At 45.7% G+C, this 17,345-nt stretch carries 19 protein-coding genes; 13 read left to right on the forward strand and 6 right to left on the reverse strand.

What is annotated here, in order from left to right; genetic code table 11:
- Positions 1 to 331: 331 nt before the first annotated feature.
- A complete protein-coding gene (locus BBI15_RS04245) occupies positions 332 to 799 on the reverse strand; it encodes a hypothetical protein (RefSeq protein WP_068872453.1) in 468 nt (155 codons plus the stop codon).
- A 26-nt stretch (positions 800 to 825) separates the two neighbouring features.
- Positions 826 to 1,302 carry a hypothetical protein gene (locus BBI15_RS16385; protein WP_157101622.1) on the reverse strand — a complete coding sequence of 159 codons (477 nt, stop codon included), beginning with the start codon at positions 1,300 to 1,302 and terminating at the stop codon, positions 826 to 828.
- Between the two features lie 503 nt (positions 1,303 to 1,805).
- Here BBI15_RS16385 and BBI15_RS04250 point away from each other — a divergent pair.
- Positions 1,806 to 1,982, forward strand: a complete 177-nt coding sequence (locus BBI15_RS04250) for a hypothetical protein (protein ID WP_232787169.1) — start codon at positions 1,806 to 1,808, stop codon at positions 1,980 to 1,982.
- 61 nt (positions 1,983 to 2,043) lie between these two features.
- On the opposite strand, the gene BBI15_RS04255 is transcribed toward BBI15_RS04250, so the two are convergent.
- Positions 2,044 to 2,664, reverse strand: a complete 621-nt coding sequence (locus BBI15_RS04255; RefSeq protein WP_157101623.1) for an alpha/beta family hydrolase — start codon at positions 2,662 to 2,664, stop codon at positions 2,044 to 2,046.
- Between the two features lie 620 nt (positions 2,665 to 3,284).
- Between BBI15_RS04255 and BBI15_RS04260 the strand changes: the two genes are divergently transcribed.
- The 4 genes from BBI15_RS04260 to BBI15_RS04275 all read left to right on the forward strand — a co-directional run bounded on the left by BBI15_RS04260 (position 3,285) and on the right by BBI15_RS04275 (position 8,287).
- Entirely contained in the window at positions 3,285 to 4,301 is a 1,017-nt protein-coding gene (locus tag BBI15_RS04260; protein WP_068872455.1) for a hypothetical protein, read from the forward strand.
- A 637-nt stretch (positions 4,302 to 4,938) separates the two neighbouring features.
- Complete coding sequence (locus BBI15_RS04265) at positions 4,939 to 5,742, forward strand: metallophosphoesterase (RefSeq protein ID WP_068872456.1); 804 nt, start codon at positions 4,939 to 4,941, stop codon at positions 5,740 to 5,742.
- A gap of 87 nt (positions 5,743 to 5,829) precedes the next feature.
- Entirely contained in the window at positions 5,830 to 6,381 is a 552-nt protein-coding gene (locus tag BBI15_RS04270) for a DUF488 domain-containing protein (RefSeq protein WP_068872457.1), read from the forward strand.
- Between the two features lie 595 nt (positions 6,382 to 6,976).
- Entirely contained in the window at positions 6,977 to 8,287 is a 1,311-nt protein-coding gene (locus tag BBI15_RS04275) for an endonuclease (protein WP_068872458.1), read from the forward strand.
- Positions 8,288 to 8,441: 154 nt separating this feature from the next.
- On the opposite strand, the gene BBI15_RS04280 is transcribed toward BBI15_RS04275, so the two are convergent.
- Positions 8,442 to 8,726, reverse strand: coding sequence for a hypothetical protein (locus tag BBI15_RS04280; RefSeq protein ID WP_068872459.1), 285 nt, complete (start codon positions 8,724 to 8,726; stop codon positions 8,442 to 8,444).
- 200 nt (positions 8,727 to 8,926) lie between these two features.
- On the opposite strand from BBI15_RS04280, the gene BBI15_RS04285 reads away from it, so the two are divergent.
- Together BBI15_RS04285 and BBI15_RS04290 are read left to right on the forward strand one after the other, a co-directional pair.
- Complete coding sequence (locus tag BBI15_RS04285; RefSeq protein WP_068872460.1) at positions 8,927 to 9,115, forward strand: hypothetical protein; 189 nt, start codon at positions 8,927 to 8,929, stop codon at positions 9,113 to 9,115.
- Positions 9,116 to 9,205: 90 nt separating this feature from the next.
- Positions 9,206 to 9,430 carry a hypothetical protein gene (locus tag BBI15_RS04290; RefSeq protein ID WP_068872461.1) on the forward strand — a complete coding sequence of 75 codons (225 nt, stop codon included), beginning with the start codon at positions 9,206 to 9,208 and terminating at the stop codon, positions 9,428 to 9,430.
- A 42-nt stretch (positions 9,431 to 9,472) separates the two neighbouring features.
- Here BBI15_RS04290 and BBI15_RS04295 read toward each other — a convergent pair whose 3' ends face one another.
- Positions 9,473 to 10,192, reverse strand: a complete 720-nt coding sequence (locus tag BBI15_RS04295; RefSeq protein ID WP_068872462.1) for a 3-ketoacyl-ACP reductase — start codon at positions 10,190 to 10,192, stop codon at positions 9,473 to 9,475.
- 145 nt (positions 10,193 to 10,337) lie between these two features.
- Positions 10,338 to 11,120 carry a glucose 1-dehydrogenase gene (locus BBI15_RS04300; protein ID WP_068872463.1) on the reverse strand — a complete coding sequence of 261 codons (783 nt, stop codon included), beginning with the start codon at positions 11,118 to 11,120 and terminating at the stop codon, positions 10,338 to 10,340.
- A 156-nt stretch (positions 11,121 to 11,276) separates the two neighbouring features.
- On the opposite strand from BBI15_RS04300, the gene BBI15_RS04305 reads away from it, so the two are divergent.
- From BBI15_RS04305 to BBI15_RS04330, 6 genes are all read left to right on the forward strand, one after another.
- Positions 11,277 to 11,873, forward strand: a complete 597-nt coding sequence (locus BBI15_RS04305) for a TetR/AcrR family transcriptional regulator (protein WP_068872464.1) — start codon at positions 11,277 to 11,279, stop codon at positions 11,871 to 11,873.
- A 252-nt stretch (positions 11,874 to 12,125) separates the two neighbouring features.
- Positions 12,126 to 13,544, forward strand: coding sequence for a YfcC family protein (locus BBI15_RS04310; protein ID WP_068872465.1), 1,419 nt, complete (start codon positions 12,126 to 12,128; stop codon positions 13,542 to 13,544).
- A gap of 214 nt (positions 13,545 to 13,758) precedes the next feature.
- Positions 13,759 to 14,475, forward strand: coding sequence for a PspA/IM30 family protein (locus BBI15_RS04315; protein ID WP_068872466.1), 717 nt, complete (start codon positions 13,759 to 13,761; stop codon positions 14,473 to 14,475).
- Between the two features lie 48 nt (positions 14,476 to 14,523).
- Complete coding sequence (locus BBI15_RS04320) at positions 14,524 to 15,552, forward strand: TFIIB-type zinc ribbon-containing protein (protein WP_068872467.1); 1,029 nt, start codon at positions 14,524 to 14,526, stop codon at positions 15,550 to 15,552.
- Entirely contained in the window at positions 15,549 to 16,328 is a 780-nt protein-coding gene (locus BBI15_RS04325; protein ID WP_068872695.1) for a TPM domain-containing protein, read from the forward strand. The genes BBI15_RS04320 and BBI15_RS04325 overlap by 4 nt, the downstream gene beginning before the upstream one ends.
- 29 nt (positions 16,329 to 16,357) lie before the next feature.
- Positions 16,358 to 17,338 carry an SPFH domain-containing protein gene (locus BBI15_RS04330; protein WP_068872468.1) on the forward strand — a complete coding sequence of 327 codons (981 nt, stop codon included), beginning with the start codon at positions 16,358 to 16,360 and terminating at the stop codon, positions 17,336 to 17,338.
- Positions 17,339 to 17,345: the final 7 nt, after the last annotated feature.

The raw sequence follows: 17,345 nt of genomic DNA on the forward strand, positions 1-17,345 counted from the left end.
CTTCAATAAACAGGGTGATATTATTACCAAATGTAAAAAAGTTTATTTCTGTCATGTATATACGTTCAGTATTACTCCGATATGTGGAAATATGAAAGGTGAAAAGTCATGTATAGTAGCTGGACAAGTTGAATCTGAATCGTAAATCCAAAACAAATCTAGTTTACGTATCATGGTGTTATCGGAAGAGAAAAAGAAGCCGGGATGCGTATAATACTGCTTCCTAGCTTCCTTTATTTTATAGAAGGTTTTGTAATTGTATGGACCACTCTACAGGATCTTACGTAAAGTTTTATGAAATTGGTGTAATGAAGTCTAGACTCCAAGCGAACTAAGTTACTTGGTCACCATCATATACTTTGGAAATCTTTGGTTCATACTCTGAAACCACAATAAAAAATTCATCTCGGGTACTGTATAAATGAACTTCCGGCTTATCCCAGATTCCATCATAGATTGGAGCATTTCGATACTTTTTTAAGTCACTCCAATTTAGAATTTTGAAGAAGAATGGATCTTTTTTTGAAAAATTTGCAGGAGTATTAACATCATTAACCCACAAGTCTGGACGACCTGCATGTGTATCGTAGGTGAAATTCCAAACGGCAAATTCTGAAGTGCAAAATTGATCATAAGTTATCTTTATTTTATTTCCATAGTCATCGATTATGACAAGTTCTAAAAAAGTTGGGCTTTTATATATACTATATAAAATAATCTGTGAAGGATCTGTTCCTCTTAGCCATTCGATTCCTTTAGGCTGCCAAAATTGAAGTTTTTCTTTTACGGTATCCTTCATCCTATCTTCACCCCATTCGTATATTTCTAATAATATCTAATTTTATCTGTCACTCCAGATGTAGTGGATGGAAAAGACAGGGTTGGAGTACTTGTAGAGGTAGATTTTGGATAGTAAGTTAAAGTGCCTCCTGAATAACGCTTTAATCGAACACCGTCACCAGCAAGTTGATATGGACCTGGCATACGGTTAAAGTCATATAGCGCTTGATTTGTACCACCTGTTTTATTGTAGTTATTCACCCTCGGAGAAGTTTGAGTAGTTTTTATAGCTGAAGATTTTATACTATTCCATGTTTGTCTAGCTATACCACCACACTGGATAGTAATATCATTATTAGAACTGTCGTATGTGTGCTGAACCACCAGACTCTCATCAATGCTATAAATCCCACAATCAATTGGAGAGGCTTTTCCAGTTGAACTAAATCCTAACAACATAGTTGAAGCTATTAATGTAAATAATGAAATAAAAAACCAGCGCTTATAGTTTAATTTACTCATTAAACAACACCTGCCTTCTCATATTTTAACAAATTATATATTATTAAGAATATTTTTTAAATATATTTTCTGAAAAAAAAGAAAAATCAAATACCTTAATCACTTGCTCATCAGGGCTGTGATAGGGTTTCCAACTTGACTGGGAATGTTTTTCAAGTTGTTCCGAAGAGTTCTCTTCGTTTTAGTTAACATATGACACCTTATCGGAAGTTATAAAAATATAAAAGGCAAGAAAAGGCTCGTTATAGCGAATTCTCTTGACCTCAGTATTTACGTTTGTATCGACTAAACAATCACTGCATAGAACTTTTTGTGTTGCATAAGCTTACGTTATTTTTGCCATTTTAGATTGACGTTGCAGGATGTATTAGGGGAGTGTTAGTAAAGAAGTAGAAATGTAAATTAGCACATTTAAGTTTCAGTAATTTACAGGAAGAAAACTAGCGAAATGAATGGAACAAACGGCATAGCTTTTTAGAAAAGAAATGCCGACAGTAAGCTTGATGGATGGACTGCAAGAACATGCCACCTTATCATTTTTGGATTGGTTCATTGAAGAACAAATGGAAGAAAAAAAGATGTTCCGTGATATGATCATTCGCATAAAAGGCATCGAAGAAGGTGGCGAGTATTTCCTGAAAATGGACGACGAGTTTGCTGCAAGAAAACCGGAAGAATAATACGAAAGAAAAAAGCACAAGGCTGATTGTGTGCTTTTTTGTGTGAATTATAAATTTTTCATTATTCCTCTTCACTTAAGGAATGATCATTTTCTAACCAATCCACAATTAACTCTAGGATGATTTCTTGTGGTTCACTGACAGTGATCTGAGCTTCAATGTCGCCGGACTGACTACCATATACGCCAAAATACGCGTGGTTTCCGCCTGGAATTTCAATGAAATCCGTTGTTTCTGGCAAGTTTGGGCTGTTTTTCTTAATTTTTTCAGGCGTACTTAAGCCATCTTCTGAACCGCTTATGGATAAAGCGGGTAAGTTGGATTCGCTTAAATAGTCATTGCTTGCTGCGTATGCCCCAAGCAAGATGAGCCCGTTTACGCGAGCTAAATGTTGATCGAAATACATAGCGGCTGCTGCGCCTCCCATGGAATGTCCCGACATATACCACTCGATGCTGTGGTTACTTCCTATCATTTCATCAGCTTTTGATACGGCTAAAATTGATAAATTCAATCTGACGGAAGGTATGGCGACTGTGATGTTTTGGTTCGATAATTCTTGTGCTAAATAGCCATACGCTTCAGGTTCGACTTTTGCACCGGGATAGAGGATCAGCCCTTTTTCTGCATTTTCTGCTCGATAGATACACCACCCGTCCTCGGGTTCTATAACTTCCTCCATTTCGATTTGATCCGCATCTATCACTTCAAACGTATTTTGAGACCAAATAAAAAAGATAGTGAAGCTCAGAATTACGACTAAAGCTAGTGTGAAAAGCGAGATGAACAAGGTTTTTTTGTTTAGAATTTTTTCATCACCGTTACCGAATTATTCCTAATCTAATCGAGTAGAAAGATAGAGACAATCCACTGATTAACATTTTAAATAATTTTCCTTTCTGGGTTTTTGGGAAGTGTTACTTTAAGTTTTGTTAAATTAACACTTCATACAGCTTAAGTGTAACCATTAGAGGGTTCTCCATAGAAAAATTAAAATGAATCATCAAAAGTATCGATCTTAATGTGAATTATGACATTTAACTGATCAAACGTGATGTTTGCATACTAAAACGTCTATTGATAAAAAAACAGGTAAGTAATGATGAATCCTTGGTGAATATACAACAATTTACTAACAAAAGGTAATATGAAAAAGCAGCCTCATGAAAATGGGTAGTGTTCTTAACTTTTCTAATGATAGATGAATTATGATTTATAATATAATTTTTAAATTGATGCTTTATTTGAACTAAGGATAAAGCTTTTCCCTTCTTCAACTAACGCGATGATTGGAGATGTACGATGGACTGTGTCATTTGTGGAAAACAAGTAGTAAATGAAAACAATCGGTTGCAAAAGAAAGTGAAAGATTATTTGAGAACAACCAGCGAACTAGATGTAAAGCATCTATGGATTAAGCAATGGAAAATCTGTTATGACTGTAGTGAATTGTATACGAATGATAATCTTGTAGATAATTCTGAAGTTCTACAAAAAATAGAGGAGCAAAAACAGCGCAAGAAACAACTAGGAAAAGCTAAAAGAAAACAAGGGCCTGTGGGAGAAGCGCGTGCTTATTACATTGAGAGATATATTGATTATGCTACGTGTAAGGCGGAAGAAAATGGTCGTTATATAGCTAAACCAGCTCGCTTAATAAATAGTCAACAATACGATGAGGCGTATATTACCTATGTGAAAAGCAGCGCATCTACCGCTGTGTTGATTGTGCGAGATATGGCAGAGGATATAGACACAAAAGGAAAATGGATTGACGTAAGGCATTTGGAGAAACGATTTTTGTCTCATCATGAGGGGGATTTTTCTTTTATCATTGTAGAATTATTTTCTAGAAAACAAAAACCAACTTATCCGAAGAAAATGGCAGTAGAGACTGATTCGGAGTATAAAAATCGGATAGCGTACATCACGTGGCAAACCGCAACGGCTGATATACACAATCAGCGAACTCAAGGGATAAAGGGTGATATATATATTGTGTTGCCCAGTTTAAAGAACGAACATGAGAACATGTATGATAAGCACTATATCACGTGGGATAGTAGGCACCATCACTTCAAGCGTGTTAGAGAAAGTAATCAATATGTAAATATTTTAAAGCCACCTAAATGGGGATACGATATCGTTGCTACAAAAAAGATAAATCATCAACAGCTGCGTTATATTGAGAAAAACTTGTTTCAAATCATTAGCAAAACCCATAAAAAAAGTGGCATTACTCTTTCCATGTTCAGCCCGCAAAAGAAAAAAGAAACTGCATCCAAATTGAAAAAGGGGCTAAAGAAAGAAAGCAATTAAAATCGCGCTTTTCCCTTTTAACAGGAGGTTGATGATTTCTATGTTGAAAATAATAAGTATCATTCTATTGTTTTCACCTGCCGTACTGATCTATACAGAAACGACGAGCGTACTAGTTGCCATAATCCCATTTGTTCTAGGCGCGTTGCTTTACACGTACGTCCTTAGCAAAAAACGTACCCAGCACCATCCAAGTCGATTAGCTAACAATCATTGAGCCAGCTTATTATAAGTTGGTTTTTTATTTTTGAATTTAATTCAGTCAGGAAGCTAGAAGATTCTATGGTGATGCAGTGCCAAAGATTGTTGCATGGCTGCACCGATGCGCAGCATAGGGCGGGAAGTGATAACAGGGTCGATAAGATGAACTTCGCTGTCTTGGATAACTTCGAATTCAAAGCAGCTATTGCGGGCTCGAATGTCCCTGACGGCAGCTGGGGGTAGTTCATTTTGCTGCGGAGTATAAATTCAGATTCCCTTTACGTACAAGTTTTTTCCGCTTTTCATCCGCCAGGACTAGTCGCTTCAAGACAAACGAGTTTAGTTAAAGTGCAAGACAGGAAAACTACTATTGAATCCATGAAATGAGTCATCAATCAATAGTGCGTTTAATCAATCGGTTGAAGGGGGAAGGGAATTGAAAATCGCCATCTTATCTGATATTCACGAAGGGCTCAATCGCAAAAAGACTGGAGCTGATATTGTCGGGTTGCTGAAAGAGTCGCTGGCCCAGCATGCGCCGGATGTCTTTATCATCAGCGGTGATGTGACAGCGGGATCGGAAAAAAGTTTGGCACTGCTGAAGCGGCTGCAAACTGAATTGCCGGATCTTCAAATTTTATTTGTCCATGGCAACCACGATCTATACTACGAGGATTCTACTAATGCGTATGAAAAACTGCTGGAATTCGATGGCAATCTGGGAAATGGCCCGGTTCATTTGAATGAGGAATGGATCGTGATCGGTGATGGCGGCTGGTACGATTATACATTCGGCATAGAAGGGTTTACGGAACAGGAGTTTTCAACAGGCCGTTTCAATGATTTTACCTGGCCAGACAAAGTCTATGCACATTGGCCAGAGAATGATGTAGCTATAACCGATAAGTATTTGACGAAACTGGAGAACTGGCTGTCATGGCATCAAGAAAAGAATATCATTTTGGTCAGCCATTTTGTGCCGTTTGCCCACTTTGTCCAAGTGAAAAACGACCTTTCCTGGGATTTTTTTAACGCGATGATGGGGAGCAAGGAAATCGGGGGATTGGCTGAAAAGTATGCGGTCAAAAAAATGATTTTTGGCCACATCCATACCCGCTATCATGAAGAATACAGGGGCATCGACTGCATCTGCAACCCGCTTGGTTATTATCCTCATGAATGGAGCGGCAATTCGGCACGGGAAGAAATCAATTCGGCATTGAAAATCATCGAAATCTGATGGATCTCCCTCCTACTCACGTTTAATGGTCTCTATCCCCAAGGTATAGGCAAGCAAAAGCTTAATGGAAAGGCAGGTATATTACTAATGGACATTTACACAATTGGCCATTCCAGCCATTCGCAGGATTTTTTTGATAAGATGCTGAAGAAAGCCGGAATCGAGCTTTTGGCAGATGTGCGGGCGTTTCCGGGCAGCCGGAAATGGCCTCAGTTTTCAAAGGATGAGTTTCCGGTATGGCTTGAAGCAGAAGGAATTGGTTATGAACATTTTTCGAAACTCGGCGGCAGGCGCCGGAAGTCGAAGGAGGTTGAAGAAGACAGGAATGCCGGCTGGCGCAACCAGTCTTTTCATAATTATGCGGATTATACATTGACGGAAGAATTTCAGCAGGGCATCACAGAATTACTCGAAAAAGCTTCAGTCAAACGGGTTGCCTATTGCTGTTCAGAGCGCCATCCATCGCGTTGCCACAGGCTGCTCATCAGCAATTACTTAGCAGCGAATGGCCACCGGGTTTTTCACATTATCGATGGTAAAAAAGGGGCGGTGGACATCGTCGAGCACGAAGTGGGGATGTGGGGAGCCGAAGCCGTTGTAAACGACAAGGGCGTAGTAACTTATCCGCCAACTGGATGAAGAGAAACTCCAACCAGCGAAACTCAACTTTCCATGGTTTCTAGAAAGCGTCTTCTGTCATGACTGGGCTCAACAGAAGGCCTGCTAAACCAAATCAAAACTTAACCGACCTATATTCGCAACAAGTTTTCCGATGCAGCAATGGCATAGCCAGCAAGACAATATCCGCTCGTGTATTTTGGAAAGGTCATCCTGTTCCTGGATGATCTTTTTTGTTCCGGATAAATCGATTCAGTGAGTATATATGCAGCATACTTTTATTGAAAAACAGGTTTATGTGTCAGGAATTATCTGCAGCGACATAAGTAAAGGGGGGGGAAGAGAAGTCTGGTTATAGCTAACTTTTCCCCTTTTTTATTTATATATATTTGGGCAAACCGATCAAATGGCTTTTGCAAAGGTTTCTAATTTTATTAACTTTATGTAATTTTTACTAAATAATATTGACGCTATAGAGGGGGTTCTGTAAAGTTAAATATGCGAGAAGAAAAAACTGTAAATTAGAATAATTAAGTACCAGTAATTTACAGAAGAAAACTCAGCAAATCAGCATTCCCTAGCTAAACGCTTTTACAAAAAGGAGGACGACAATAAGATGGACAACAGCTTATGGAACAAATCAGCAAAGGCTTTACTATCGGTAGGGTTGGTCGCGAGTCTTTGGGTGCCGGCTTCGCAAACGGCGGTGCAGGCAGCTGCCCCGGCAAGTGATCTTTTCATTTCTGAATACATTGAAGGCAGCAGCTTCAATAAAGCGATCGAAATTTATAACGGGACCGGTGCTTCCGTTGAATTGAGCCCTTATTCAGTCTCGCTGTACACAAATGGCAGCACGTACGCACAGAGCGAAATGACGCTTTCCGGTACTGTCGCAAACGGTGATACGGTAGTTATTTATCATAGCGGTGCAGATTCAGCGATTCAAGGCAAGGGAGATTTGCAAAATAACAGCGTGGTTAATTTTAACGGCGATGACGCATTGGTACTTGAAAAATCCGGATCTCCTATCGATTCGATCGGCCAAGTAGGTTCACGCATTGAAAACATGAAAGATGTGACACTGGTCCGCAATCCGGATATCCTGTCCGGCGACAGCGCAGTGAATGATGCATTTGATCCTTCGGCTGAATGGACAGCTTATCCTGCAGATACATTTACATACTTAGGAAGCCATACGGTAGAGGAGACGGATGAAACGCCAATCCCAGATCCAGATCCAACTCCTGTGCCATCTGGTTATTATGAAACAGCCGCTGGTTTGCAAGGATCTGCTTTGAAAGCGGAACTTCATGAAATCATTGATGACCACACGCAACTCAGCTATTCACAAGTATGGGATGCATTGAAAATAACAGATGAAGACCCGAATAATCCGAACAACGTGCTGTTATTGTATACGGGCGAGTCGCGTTCGAAATCTTTGAACGGCGGCAATGTCGGCGATTGGAACCGCGAGCACACATGGGCGAAGTCTCACGGCGATTTTGGAACGGCAAGAGGTGCGGGAACGGATATCCACCATTTGCGCCCGACCGATGTGCAAGTGAACGGGCTGCGCGGCAATTTGGACTTTGACTACGGCGGCAGTGCCGTCAGTGGCTGCGATGGCTGTCTGCGAACAGCGACTTCCTGGGAGCCGCCGGATGAAGTGAAAGGCGATGTTGCCCGGATGCTGTTCTATATGGCGGTCCGTTATGAATCAGGTGATGGCGTAGATCTGGAATTGAATGACCTGGTGAATAATGGCTCGACGCCTTATCACGGCAAAATCTCCGTATTGCTTGAATGGCATGAGCAAGATCCTGTCAGCGCTTGGGAGCAGCAACGCAATGAAAAGATCGAAGACATCCAAGGCAACCGCAACCCGTTCGTCGACCATCCGGAATGGGCGGAATCGATCTGGTAGGCAGTTGTTCGTATATATGAAAAACAAAGCGTAACGATGGCGTTAAACGATTCAGCAATAAAGTTGGGCAGTGAAAAGTCGCCAAAAGCGCATGCCGCAAAAATCCCCGCAGCTTCCTAAGAACAAGGAGTGCGGGGATTTTTGATATCTGGCATCATTCTTTTCTTTTAAATTCCAAGAGTATGGGGGTGGCATTCAATAAAATCGAGATGACCGTCAAGACCCACAGCACGATCGACATGACCGGCACCACGTCCGAGAGTGCAGACCAATCTTCTGCCCGCACCCAATCGGCGACCATGCTGTAGTCTGCCGCAACGGTCAAGGCGGTCAACGATAGACCCGCCGCCATCGCCAGTTTATAATCCTTGCCCGTTGTATATAGATAAAGGTTTACACCAGTCGCAGCGATTGCGGCCAGTCCGAATATGAACCACATCGTTTCGCCTCCAATTGTATAGGGGATTCACATGAATAGAGACTGTATGAGATTATCATTGGTTTCGTAAAGCCCTTGATATATAAATTAATAAATGAATAATTTACTGAAAATACCGATTTTGAAACTTCATGCATTTGAAAACGTATTACAAACAAATACGAAAACAACAAACAAGCGTAATGAAAGGGGATGGTTTCATGCATTGGATGATGTGGATTTTCTGGGGATTCTTTGGGGCTTTGTTTATCGGCAGTTATATAGTGGATAAAGTGACCAAGAAGAAATACAGCATGGATAAAAATGCGAATACTGCAAACCAGGATTCTGCTGCCGCGGATGCGATTCGGCAAGCAGGGCGCAATAACCACGAAAGCGGCATGTTCTAAGAGATTGGCAGCGGGTTCTGTTTGCGCCGAGGTGTAAGTTCCGGATGAGCGGGTACAGTATACAAAATGCACGATGAGGAGGAATGCTGTATGGCTAGAAAAGGAACGGCGGGACGCACGCCTGAAAAGCAAGTCGGGGCTCGCGAATCTGCGATCGATAAAGCGATCAACAAGACAAAAGAAGCCTTGGACGGAGATAACGAAGCGACGGATTACAGTGAAGAAAAAGGCAGAGATGAGCAAGAAGATGCAAAAGAATATTCGAAGCATGTCTCCAAAGAAGATGAACGCGACGTGCCAGATAACCGAAACTAAAAAACGGAGCTTGAGTGAATTCACTCAAGCTCCGTTTTTCTATTAGGACGGATTAGTCGACCACAGGCCGGCGCTTTTGACGAAGACGCGGGGGTGCAGTTTCAAACTTGCGACAATCAAATCAGCCAAATCTTCCGGATGCATGACGCGTTCTGCGTCGCCGGTGATCAGGTTGGACTCGTGGGCCAAGTCCGTGACGACTGTGCTCGGCGTCAACGCCGTGACCCGGATGTTGTGCTTGCGTACTTCGAGTGCAAGCGATTCGGTCAAGCCCATGACAGCGAATTTGGAAGAGCTGTAAGCGCTTGTAACCGGTGCGCCTTTTTGTCCGGCAGTAGACGAGATGTTGATGATATCGCCTGCACTTTGCTCGATCATGCCTGGAAGCACGGCACGTGTTGCGTTATAAACGCCCATCAAATTGACGTCGACAATGTTTTTCCATTCTTCCGGTGACAATTCCAAAAAGCCGCCGAATTTCCCGGTACCTGCGTTGTTAATGAGGATATCGATATCGCCAAGTTCGTTTTTGAGTTTCTCGATTGCTTGTTCAATCGCAGCGAGATCCGTAACGTCGGCAGAGGCAGTTGCCACTTTGACATTCGCATCTTGCAGTTCAACGGACACTTTGTCGAGGTTTTCCTGCTTCAAGCCGATCAACCCGACATTGACGCCTTCATTAGCTAGGGCGATGGCTGTCGCACGGCCGATGCCGCGTCCTCCACCTGTAATGATTGCTGTTTTTCCTTTAATTGATTGCATCATAACACTCCTTAAATTCGGGTAAGTAAAAGCCTTTCCATTAGTAAATACTTTCTTATTATCTGCGATTTGATTCGGAAATGCATGCAAGGCGTCTTGGCGGGAAATGAAAAACAGCCCGGGAAATCCCGGGCTGTTCGCGTGATCAATATTTATACGATTGGCCGCCGTCGATCGGGATGACGGAAGCGTTGATGAATTTCGCTGCATCGGATAACAGGAAAGCGACGAGGTTGCCGACTTCTTCCGGCTTGCCGAAACGTTTCATCGGGTTGACGCTGACAAATTCCTTGCCGGCTGCTTCCCAATCATCTCCAGCCATTTGCTTCAAGGAGCCTTCGACCATCGGGGTCATGATGGCGCCCGGTGCGATGGCGTTGATGCTGATGCCATACTGGCCGTATTCGATGCCGGAGTTGCGCGTCAAACCGACAACGCCGTGCTTGCTCGCCGCATAGCCGGACTGGTTGCCGACGCCGCGGATGCCGCCGACCGATGCGGTGTTGACGATCGATCCGTAGCCCTGTGCTTTCATCACTTTCAACACATGCTTCATGCCGTAGAATACGCCGTTCAAGTTGACGCTGACGACTTTCTCGAATTCATCAGAACCGTAGTCTTCCGTCAAGTTCTGTTTGCCTTCGATGCCGGCGTTATTGAAGAAGCCGTCGATTTTGCCGAAGGTATCGAGCGTGAATTGCACATAGTTTTTCACTTGTTCTTCATCGGTTACGTTCGCCTCGACGATTTCAATGGAAGCGTCTTTCGAATGTGCCAAGATTGCTTTGCGGCTTTCTTCGAGTGATTCTTTGTTCATGTCGACAAGGACGAGCTTGCCGCCTTGAGCTGCGATCGAGTCGGCAGCGGCGCGGCCAAGGCCGGATCCACCGCCGGTGATGATGACGACTTTGTCTTGGTAACTAATCATGGAAACATCTCTCCTTTTCATGGGTATGCTAAACTGAAAATAGGCTACTCTTCAACTATATGCCCATATAGGAAGAGGCTCAATCAGTAGAATTCCCGGATGTGTCGAGTAATTCGACAGATCCTTGAAAAGTGTCGAGTTTGAGGGGGATGGGCGATGAAAAGCAAGAAAGAGAAATTGTCTCCGCAGGCGGAACGGACCAAACAGCATATCAAAGAAGCGTTTGTCGAGCTGATCAATGAAAAAGGGTTCAGCCATGTCTCGGTGACGGATATTGTCCAAAAGGCGCAGTACAATCGCGCGACATTCTACTTGTACTATTCGGATAAGCCCCATCTCGCAGAAGAGCTGCGCGGAGAAATGTTCGAGCAGATCAAGCGGACCAGCACTGAGCGTTACGAGCCCGGAGCGGATATCCTGACAAATGCGATGGATGCGGATTCCTTCGAATTGGTGAGTTTTGTGTATGACAACCGTGCATTTTTCAATTTATATCTTTTGGAAGATACTATACCGGGGCTGAACGGGGAATTGGCGCGAGCGATTTTTGAAATGCTGGAAGAACGGTTCCGGCTTACGGCGATCGGCGATCACGACATTAATTCGACGTCCTTCAAATTGTATATGGCCCATGGGACGGCAGGGCTCCTATTGGACTGGGCTAAAACCGGTTATGAAAAATCGCCGATAGAAATAACCGGAACCTTAATTGCTATTTTTCGCTCCTTTGCTTCAGGTTTTCGCGTAAATTGAAGGCCAGCTTGCCGAATTTCGGGAAGCTGGCCTTTTAATATGGAGTTGGAATGCTGGTAAGAACGCATTTTATGTTTTTAATTAAGAAGGAAAATGATACGGAGCAAATGATTATAGCTCTCTCAGGAAGCAAACGATGCATTCCTACGGTCCCGTTTCTGGGACTAAATCCATATTCTCGGCGATTTGGACGTCAGTGACGCCAATATAGTTTAAACTAGAATCAATGTTCAGATTATTAGGAGGAATTCAATGGTACAAAACACGGAAACAAAAGAACCGAAGAAAAAGAGCAAGATAAAAGTGCCTCATATTTTCGTCATTCTCTTCATCATGATTGCACTGGCCTCGCTTGCGAGCTACGTCATCCCGGCTGGGCAGTTCGAGCGCCAGGCGAATGACAGCGGCGCGGAAGTCATCGTGCCGGGGACTTTCGAATATGCGGAATCATCTCCAGTGACATTCTTTGAATTCATGTTCGCGATACCGGACGGCTTTATCCAGACAGCCGAAATCATTTTCGGGATCATCATGATCGGCGGCATGTTCGCGGTCATCGAACGCACAGGGGTCATCGCGCTCGGCGTCAATAAACTCGCCAGCAAGTTTGCGGACAAAGGCTTGTGGATCATCCCGACCTTGATGCTGCCGTTTGCGTTGTTCACCACTTTCACAGGGCAAGTTGAAATGTCGCTCATCTATTTGCCGGCGATTTTGCCGCTCGTCCTGAAGCTCGGCTTTGACCGCATCACGGCAGCGGCCATCGTGCTCGTGTCGACCATTGCCGGCTTCTCTGTGGCGTTAGCGATTCCAGCGAACCTCGGGGTAGCGCAGGAAATTGCGGAGCTGCCGCTGTATTCGGGCATCGGGTTTAGAATCGTATTATTGGCCATCGTCATGCTGGCAGGCATGGCGTACGTCTGGCGCTATGCAAAGAAAGTACATAATAACCCGGAATTGAGCATCGTCTTTGATGAAAACGAAGCAGCGCCGGAAGTGGAAGAACTGTCGCCGCAAAAAGCGACCAAGCGCCAAGTACGGACCGCTTTCACTTTGCTTGCGGCATTCGGTGTCTTGCTTTTCGGCCTCTTGAATTACGGTTGGTATTTCCGCGAATTGACCGGACTGTACGCATTGATCGGCATCACGGCCGGGCTTGTGGCAGGGCTGAAACCTTCCGAGATCGCCGACGCGTTCAATGAAGGCTTCAAAAAGATCCTGCTCGGAGCGATTGTCGTCGGAATCGCCCGCGGCATCGCGGTCGTTCTTGATGCCGGCGATATCATGGATACGATCATCTTTGCGCTCGGCGAATTCGTCAGCATCATGCCGGATTCATTGACGGCGGTATTCATGCTGATTGTCCAGGCCGCACTCAATTTCCTCATTCCATCGGGAAGCGGGCAGGCGATGGTGACGATGCCGATCATGACCGGCTTATCAGACATCAGCGGCGTCACCCGCCAGACGGCGGTCTTGGCATTCCTGCTAGGTGATGGCTTCACGAATATTTTCTACCCGACCTCCGGATACTTCATGGCGACGCTCACTGTCGGCGGCATCCGCTGGGAGAAATGGCTGAAGTTCATTTTCCCGTTGTTAATCGTTTGGTATTCTGTCGCCGTTGTGGCGCTTGTGATTGCCCAGTTTATCGAATACGGCCCGATGTAATTCAAGACCGTCTCCCATGCTGTTTTACTGGCGCCGGGTGACGGTTTTTTTCACTCCAGCGAAATTAACTGAAACTAATATAGCCGAAGTTCCGTATTCATACTATTCAGCCATTCGTTTGCTTTGAAGGATTAACCGACGAGCTGAAAGGGAATCTGACAGGTAAAGAAGTTCGTGCCACGGCCAATGACATTAACGGAAGAGGAGAATGAAAATGGAAATCCTAAAACGATTCAGAGACATTATGACAAGCAATATCCATGCGATGCTCGACAAGGCGGAAGACCCGGAGAAAATGATCGACCAGTATTTGCGCGATTTGAATAGCGACCTCGGCAAAGTGAAATCCGAGACAGCCGCCATCATGGCTGCCGAGAAACGCGAGCGCCGGGAACTCGATGAGTTGAAGAAAGAGATGGACGATATGCAGCGCTACGCAGTCAAAGCGCTCGAAGCGGGCAATGAGGACGATGCCCGGAAATTCCTCCAGCGCAAAGCGGAACTTTCGGAACGCGTGACGGACAAGGAGACAGCGGTCGAACTTGCAGCGACGAACACGCAGCAGATGCGCCAAATGCACGATAAACTCGAGAGCGATATCGGCGAACTCGAATCGCGCCGCCAGGAACTGAAGGGCAAAGCGGCGGTCGCGAAGACGCAGCAGCGCATGAACGATTTCGCGTCCAGTGTCGGAGGGGCAGGCGAACGCATCTCGGCATTCGAGGCGATGGAGAAAAAAATCAACCAGCAATTGGATGAATCGGCAGCGATGGCTGAACTCAATAAAAGTTCCGAAACGAGCATCAAGGACTTGGCGAAAAAATACGATGACGGCCCGAACGTCGACGAGGAATTGGCATCATTGAAAAATGGCATCAATGTGGACGCGGAACTCGAAGCGCTGAAGAGCCAAGTGAATAAGGGCGAGTGATGTCCGAGAGCTGGACACGATCCTGAAGCACGAAGGGAGGAAACGCGTTTGCTCATCCATTATAAATGCCCGAATTGCGGCGCCGATATGGCGTTCGACAGCGACTCGGGCCATTTAAGCTGCCCAAGCTGCGGCCATGAAGAAAACATCGAGACCTTTCCCGAACAGAATATCGAACGGAAATTCGATGAAGGCGAAGCGAAGGAATATCATTGCGAAAACTGCGGGGCGGTCATCCTGACAGAAGCGGAGACGACCGCGACCCATTGCAGCTTCTGCGGCGCACCGGTCGTATTGGCAGACCGGTTGACCGGGGATCTGGCACCCGCCAAGGTCATACCGTTCACCGTTAGCAAAGACGAAGCAATCGCAGCATTCAAGAAATGGACGCGCGGCGGGCGTTTGACGCCGCGCGGCTTCATGAGCGGCGACCGCATCAAGAAAATGACCGGCATGTATGTGCCGTTCTGGCTTTACGATATCGAAGGCGAAGCCCATATCCAGGCGATCGGCACGCAAGTCCGTACCTATCAAAGCGGCGATACGATTTACACGGAAACGAATTTTTATGACGTGTTCCGTGAAATTGATTTAAGCTATTTGAAAGTGCCGGCGGATGCTTCCGAAAAGATGGACGACTTGCTGATGGACAAGCTGGAGCCTTACGATTACAGCGAATTGAAAGATTTCCGCATGCCGTATTTGGCGGGTTACTTAGCCGAGAAATACGATTTCGATGACGAGCAATTGTTCTCGCGCGTCGAATCGAAAATCGTCCCGTATATCGATGCGTATATCAGCACGACCATTTCGGGCTATTCGTCCGTCAGCTACACGAACAAGCAGATCAATGCACAAAAAAAGAAAGTCTATTACACCTTGTTCCCGGTGTGGATGGTGTATTACGATTTCGACAATAAAGAACATACCTTTGCGATGAACGGCCAGACCGGGAAAGTGGTCGGCAAGCCGCCGATCAGCAACGGCAAAGTCGCGCTTTGGTTCACCGGCATCGCCGCCTCAAGCTTTGTTGCCATGAAAGCCATCGCCTTTGCGGTAGGGGGTGTGTTGTGGTGAAAAAGTTTACATGTAAACGGGCGTGGCTGCCAGTGTTGGCTTTGCTGCTGTTGTTCATTGGCGGCTTGCCCGTTTCAGCACAGACCGGTGATTTGATCTACGACGAAGCCGGCTTGCTCAGTGGCGAAGAAGCGCAGGAACTGGAAGCCTTGGCGAAAGAATATGGTGCGGAACAAAACGTCGAATTCCTGTTTCTCTCGACCGATAGTACGGAAGGACAGTCCATTGAAGGTTATATGGGGGATTTCTTCGATGAGCGCGCCGACAGCACAGGCCGCGAAGATGCGGTGCTCCTCACGATCGATATCGGCGGGCGCGAAGTGTATCTTGCCGGATTCGGCACGGCCGAGAGGACATTGGATTCAGAGCGGATCGATCTCGTGCTTGACCGGATCATCCCGGAGATGCGCTCGGGCGATTACGCCGGTGCATTCGAAGAAACCGTGATTACTTCTAGCGAATACATGGAATACCGGCCGGGCGTCAACCCGGAAAGCATTTTTTTGAAGACCTGGTTTCATTTAGTTGTGGCTTTGCTCCTCGCAGGCATCATTGTCGGAACGATGCTCTATAATGCAGGTGGCAGGGTGACGACGACCCCAGGCACATACGTCGACCGCGACCATACGCGCGTGCGTAGCCATAGCGACCGTTTCCGCAATAAAACCGTGACACGGCGCAAGATTCCAAAGAATAAAGATGGCGGCGGCTTCGGCGGCGGAGGCGGCATGACCGGGGGCGGGCGTTCATTCAGCGGCGGCGGCCGCAGCTTCTAGGCAATCGAACAAAGGAAGGACTGAAGAACATGGCATTTTTCGGCAATCAATTTTCAGATGTGGTGGAATGGGAAGAATTTCGTGACGATATGATTTTTTGGAAATGGACGAATAAGGAAATCAAGAAAGGCAGCCGCTTGATCATCCGGCCAGGCCAGGACGCGATATTCCTCAATAACGGCAAGATAGAAGGGATCTTCGAACAAGAAGGCGAATACGACATCGTTTCCGACATCGTGCCGTTTCTGTCGACCTTGAAAGGTTTCCGCTTCGGCTTCAACAGTGGTATGCGGGTCGAAGTGCTGTTCGTCAATACGAAGGAATTCACTGTCAAATGGGGCACGAAAAGCCCGATCAATATACCCGCACCGCAGCTTCCGGGCGGCATGCCGATCCGTGCGAACGGGACTTTCCATTTCAAAGTGAACGATTATGTCAATTTGATCGATAAAGTCGCGGGCGTGAAACAAAGCTATTTGGTTGAAGACGTGCAGATCCGTATCACGGCACGGCTCGACCAATTATTGATGAAATGGATCACGCGCGAAGGCAAGGACATGTTCAATCTGCAGTCGAATGCCCATGAGATCGGCCAGGGTATCCAGGATGACCTGAACATGGAAATCATGGACGATGGCATGAAAGTGACCGGCTTCCAAGTGATGAGCTTCAACTACCCGAAAGAAATCCAGGACATGATCAACAAGAACGCCTCGCACGGCATGGTCGGCGATGTTTCGAGGTACCAACAAATATCTGTTGCAGATGCGATGGGCAAGTCTTCCGGATCGAATACCGCGTCTGACATGGCGGGCATGATGATGGGCATGAATATCGCTAAGGAAATGATGGGCGATCAAAAAGAATCATCGAATGCGAGCGGCCAAACGAGCGGCCAGCCATCAGCGGGCGGAGAAGAACAGCAAGGCCCGAACTTCTGCCCGAATTGCGGCGAGAAAGTGAGCGGCGCCAAGTTCTGCCCAAATTGCGGGCAGAAGTTGGTGAAATAGAACGAAA

The organism is Planococcus plakortidis (assembly GCF_001687605.2).
GTDB classification, from domain to species: domain Bacteria; phylum Bacillota; class Bacilli; order Bacillales_A; family Planococcaceae; genus Planococcus; species Planococcus plakortidis.

Coding starts and splice junctions, on each gene's coding strand:
- BBI15_RS04245 (WP_068872453.1), bottom strand. CDS start 799: ATGAAGGATACCGTAAAAGAAAAACTTCAATTTTGGCAGCCTAAAGGA.
- BBI15_RS04260 (WP_068872455.1), top strand. CDS start 3,285: ATGGACTGTGTCATTTGTGGAAAACAAGTAGTAAATGAAAACAATCGG.
- BBI15_RS04285 (WP_068872460.1), top strand. CDS start 8,927: ATGCATTGGATGATGTGGATTTTCTGGGGATTCTTTGGGGCTTTGTTT.
- BBI15_RS04290 (WP_068872461.1), top strand. CDS start 9,206: ATGGCTAGAAAAGGAACGGCGGGACGCACGCCTGAAAAGCAAGTCGGG.
- BBI15_RS04255 (WP_157101623.1), bottom strand. CDS start 2,664: ATGGAGGAAGTTATAGAACCCGAGGACGGGTGGTGTATCTATCGAGCA.
- BBI15_RS04270 (WP_068872457.1), top strand. CDS start 5,830: ATGGACATTTACACAATTGGCCATTCCAGCCATTCGCAGGATTTTTTT.
- BBI15_RS04250 (WP_232787169.1), top strand. CDS start 1,806: ATGGATGGACTGCAAGAACATGCCACCTTATCATTTTTGGATTGGTTC.
- BBI15_RS16385 (WP_157101622.1), bottom strand. CDS start 1,302: ATGAGTAAATTAAACTATAAGCGCTGGTTTTTTATTTCATTATTTACA.
- BBI15_RS04330 (WP_068872468.1), top strand. CDS start 16,358: ATGGCATTTTTCGGCAATCAATTTTCAGATGTGGTGGAATGGGAAGAA.
- BBI15_RS04310 (WP_068872465.1), top strand. CDS start 12,126: ATGGTACAAAACACGGAAACAAAAGAACCGAAGAAAAAGAGCAAGATA.
- BBI15_RS04315 (WP_068872466.1), top strand. CDS start 13,759: ATGGAAATCCTAAAACGATTCAGAGACATTATGACAAGCAATATCCAT.
- BBI15_RS04280 (WP_068872459.1), bottom strand. CDS start 8,726: ATGTGGTTCATATTCGGACTGGCCGCAATCGCTGCGACTGGTGTAAAC.
- BBI15_RS04305 (WP_068872464.1), top strand. CDS start 11,277: ATGAAAAGCAAGAAAGAGAAATTGTCTCCGCAGGCGGAACGGACCAAA.
- BBI15_RS04300 (WP_068872463.1), bottom strand. CDS start 11,120: ATGATTAGTTACCAAGACAAAGTCGTCATCATCACCGGCGGTGGATCC.
- BBI15_RS04275 (WP_068872458.1), top strand. CDS start 6,977: ATGGACAACAGCTTATGGAACAAATCAGCAAAGGCTTTACTATCGGTA.
- BBI15_RS04295 (WP_068872462.1), bottom strand. CDS start 10,192: ATGCAATCAATTAAAGGAAAAACAGCAATCATTACAGGTGGAGGACGC.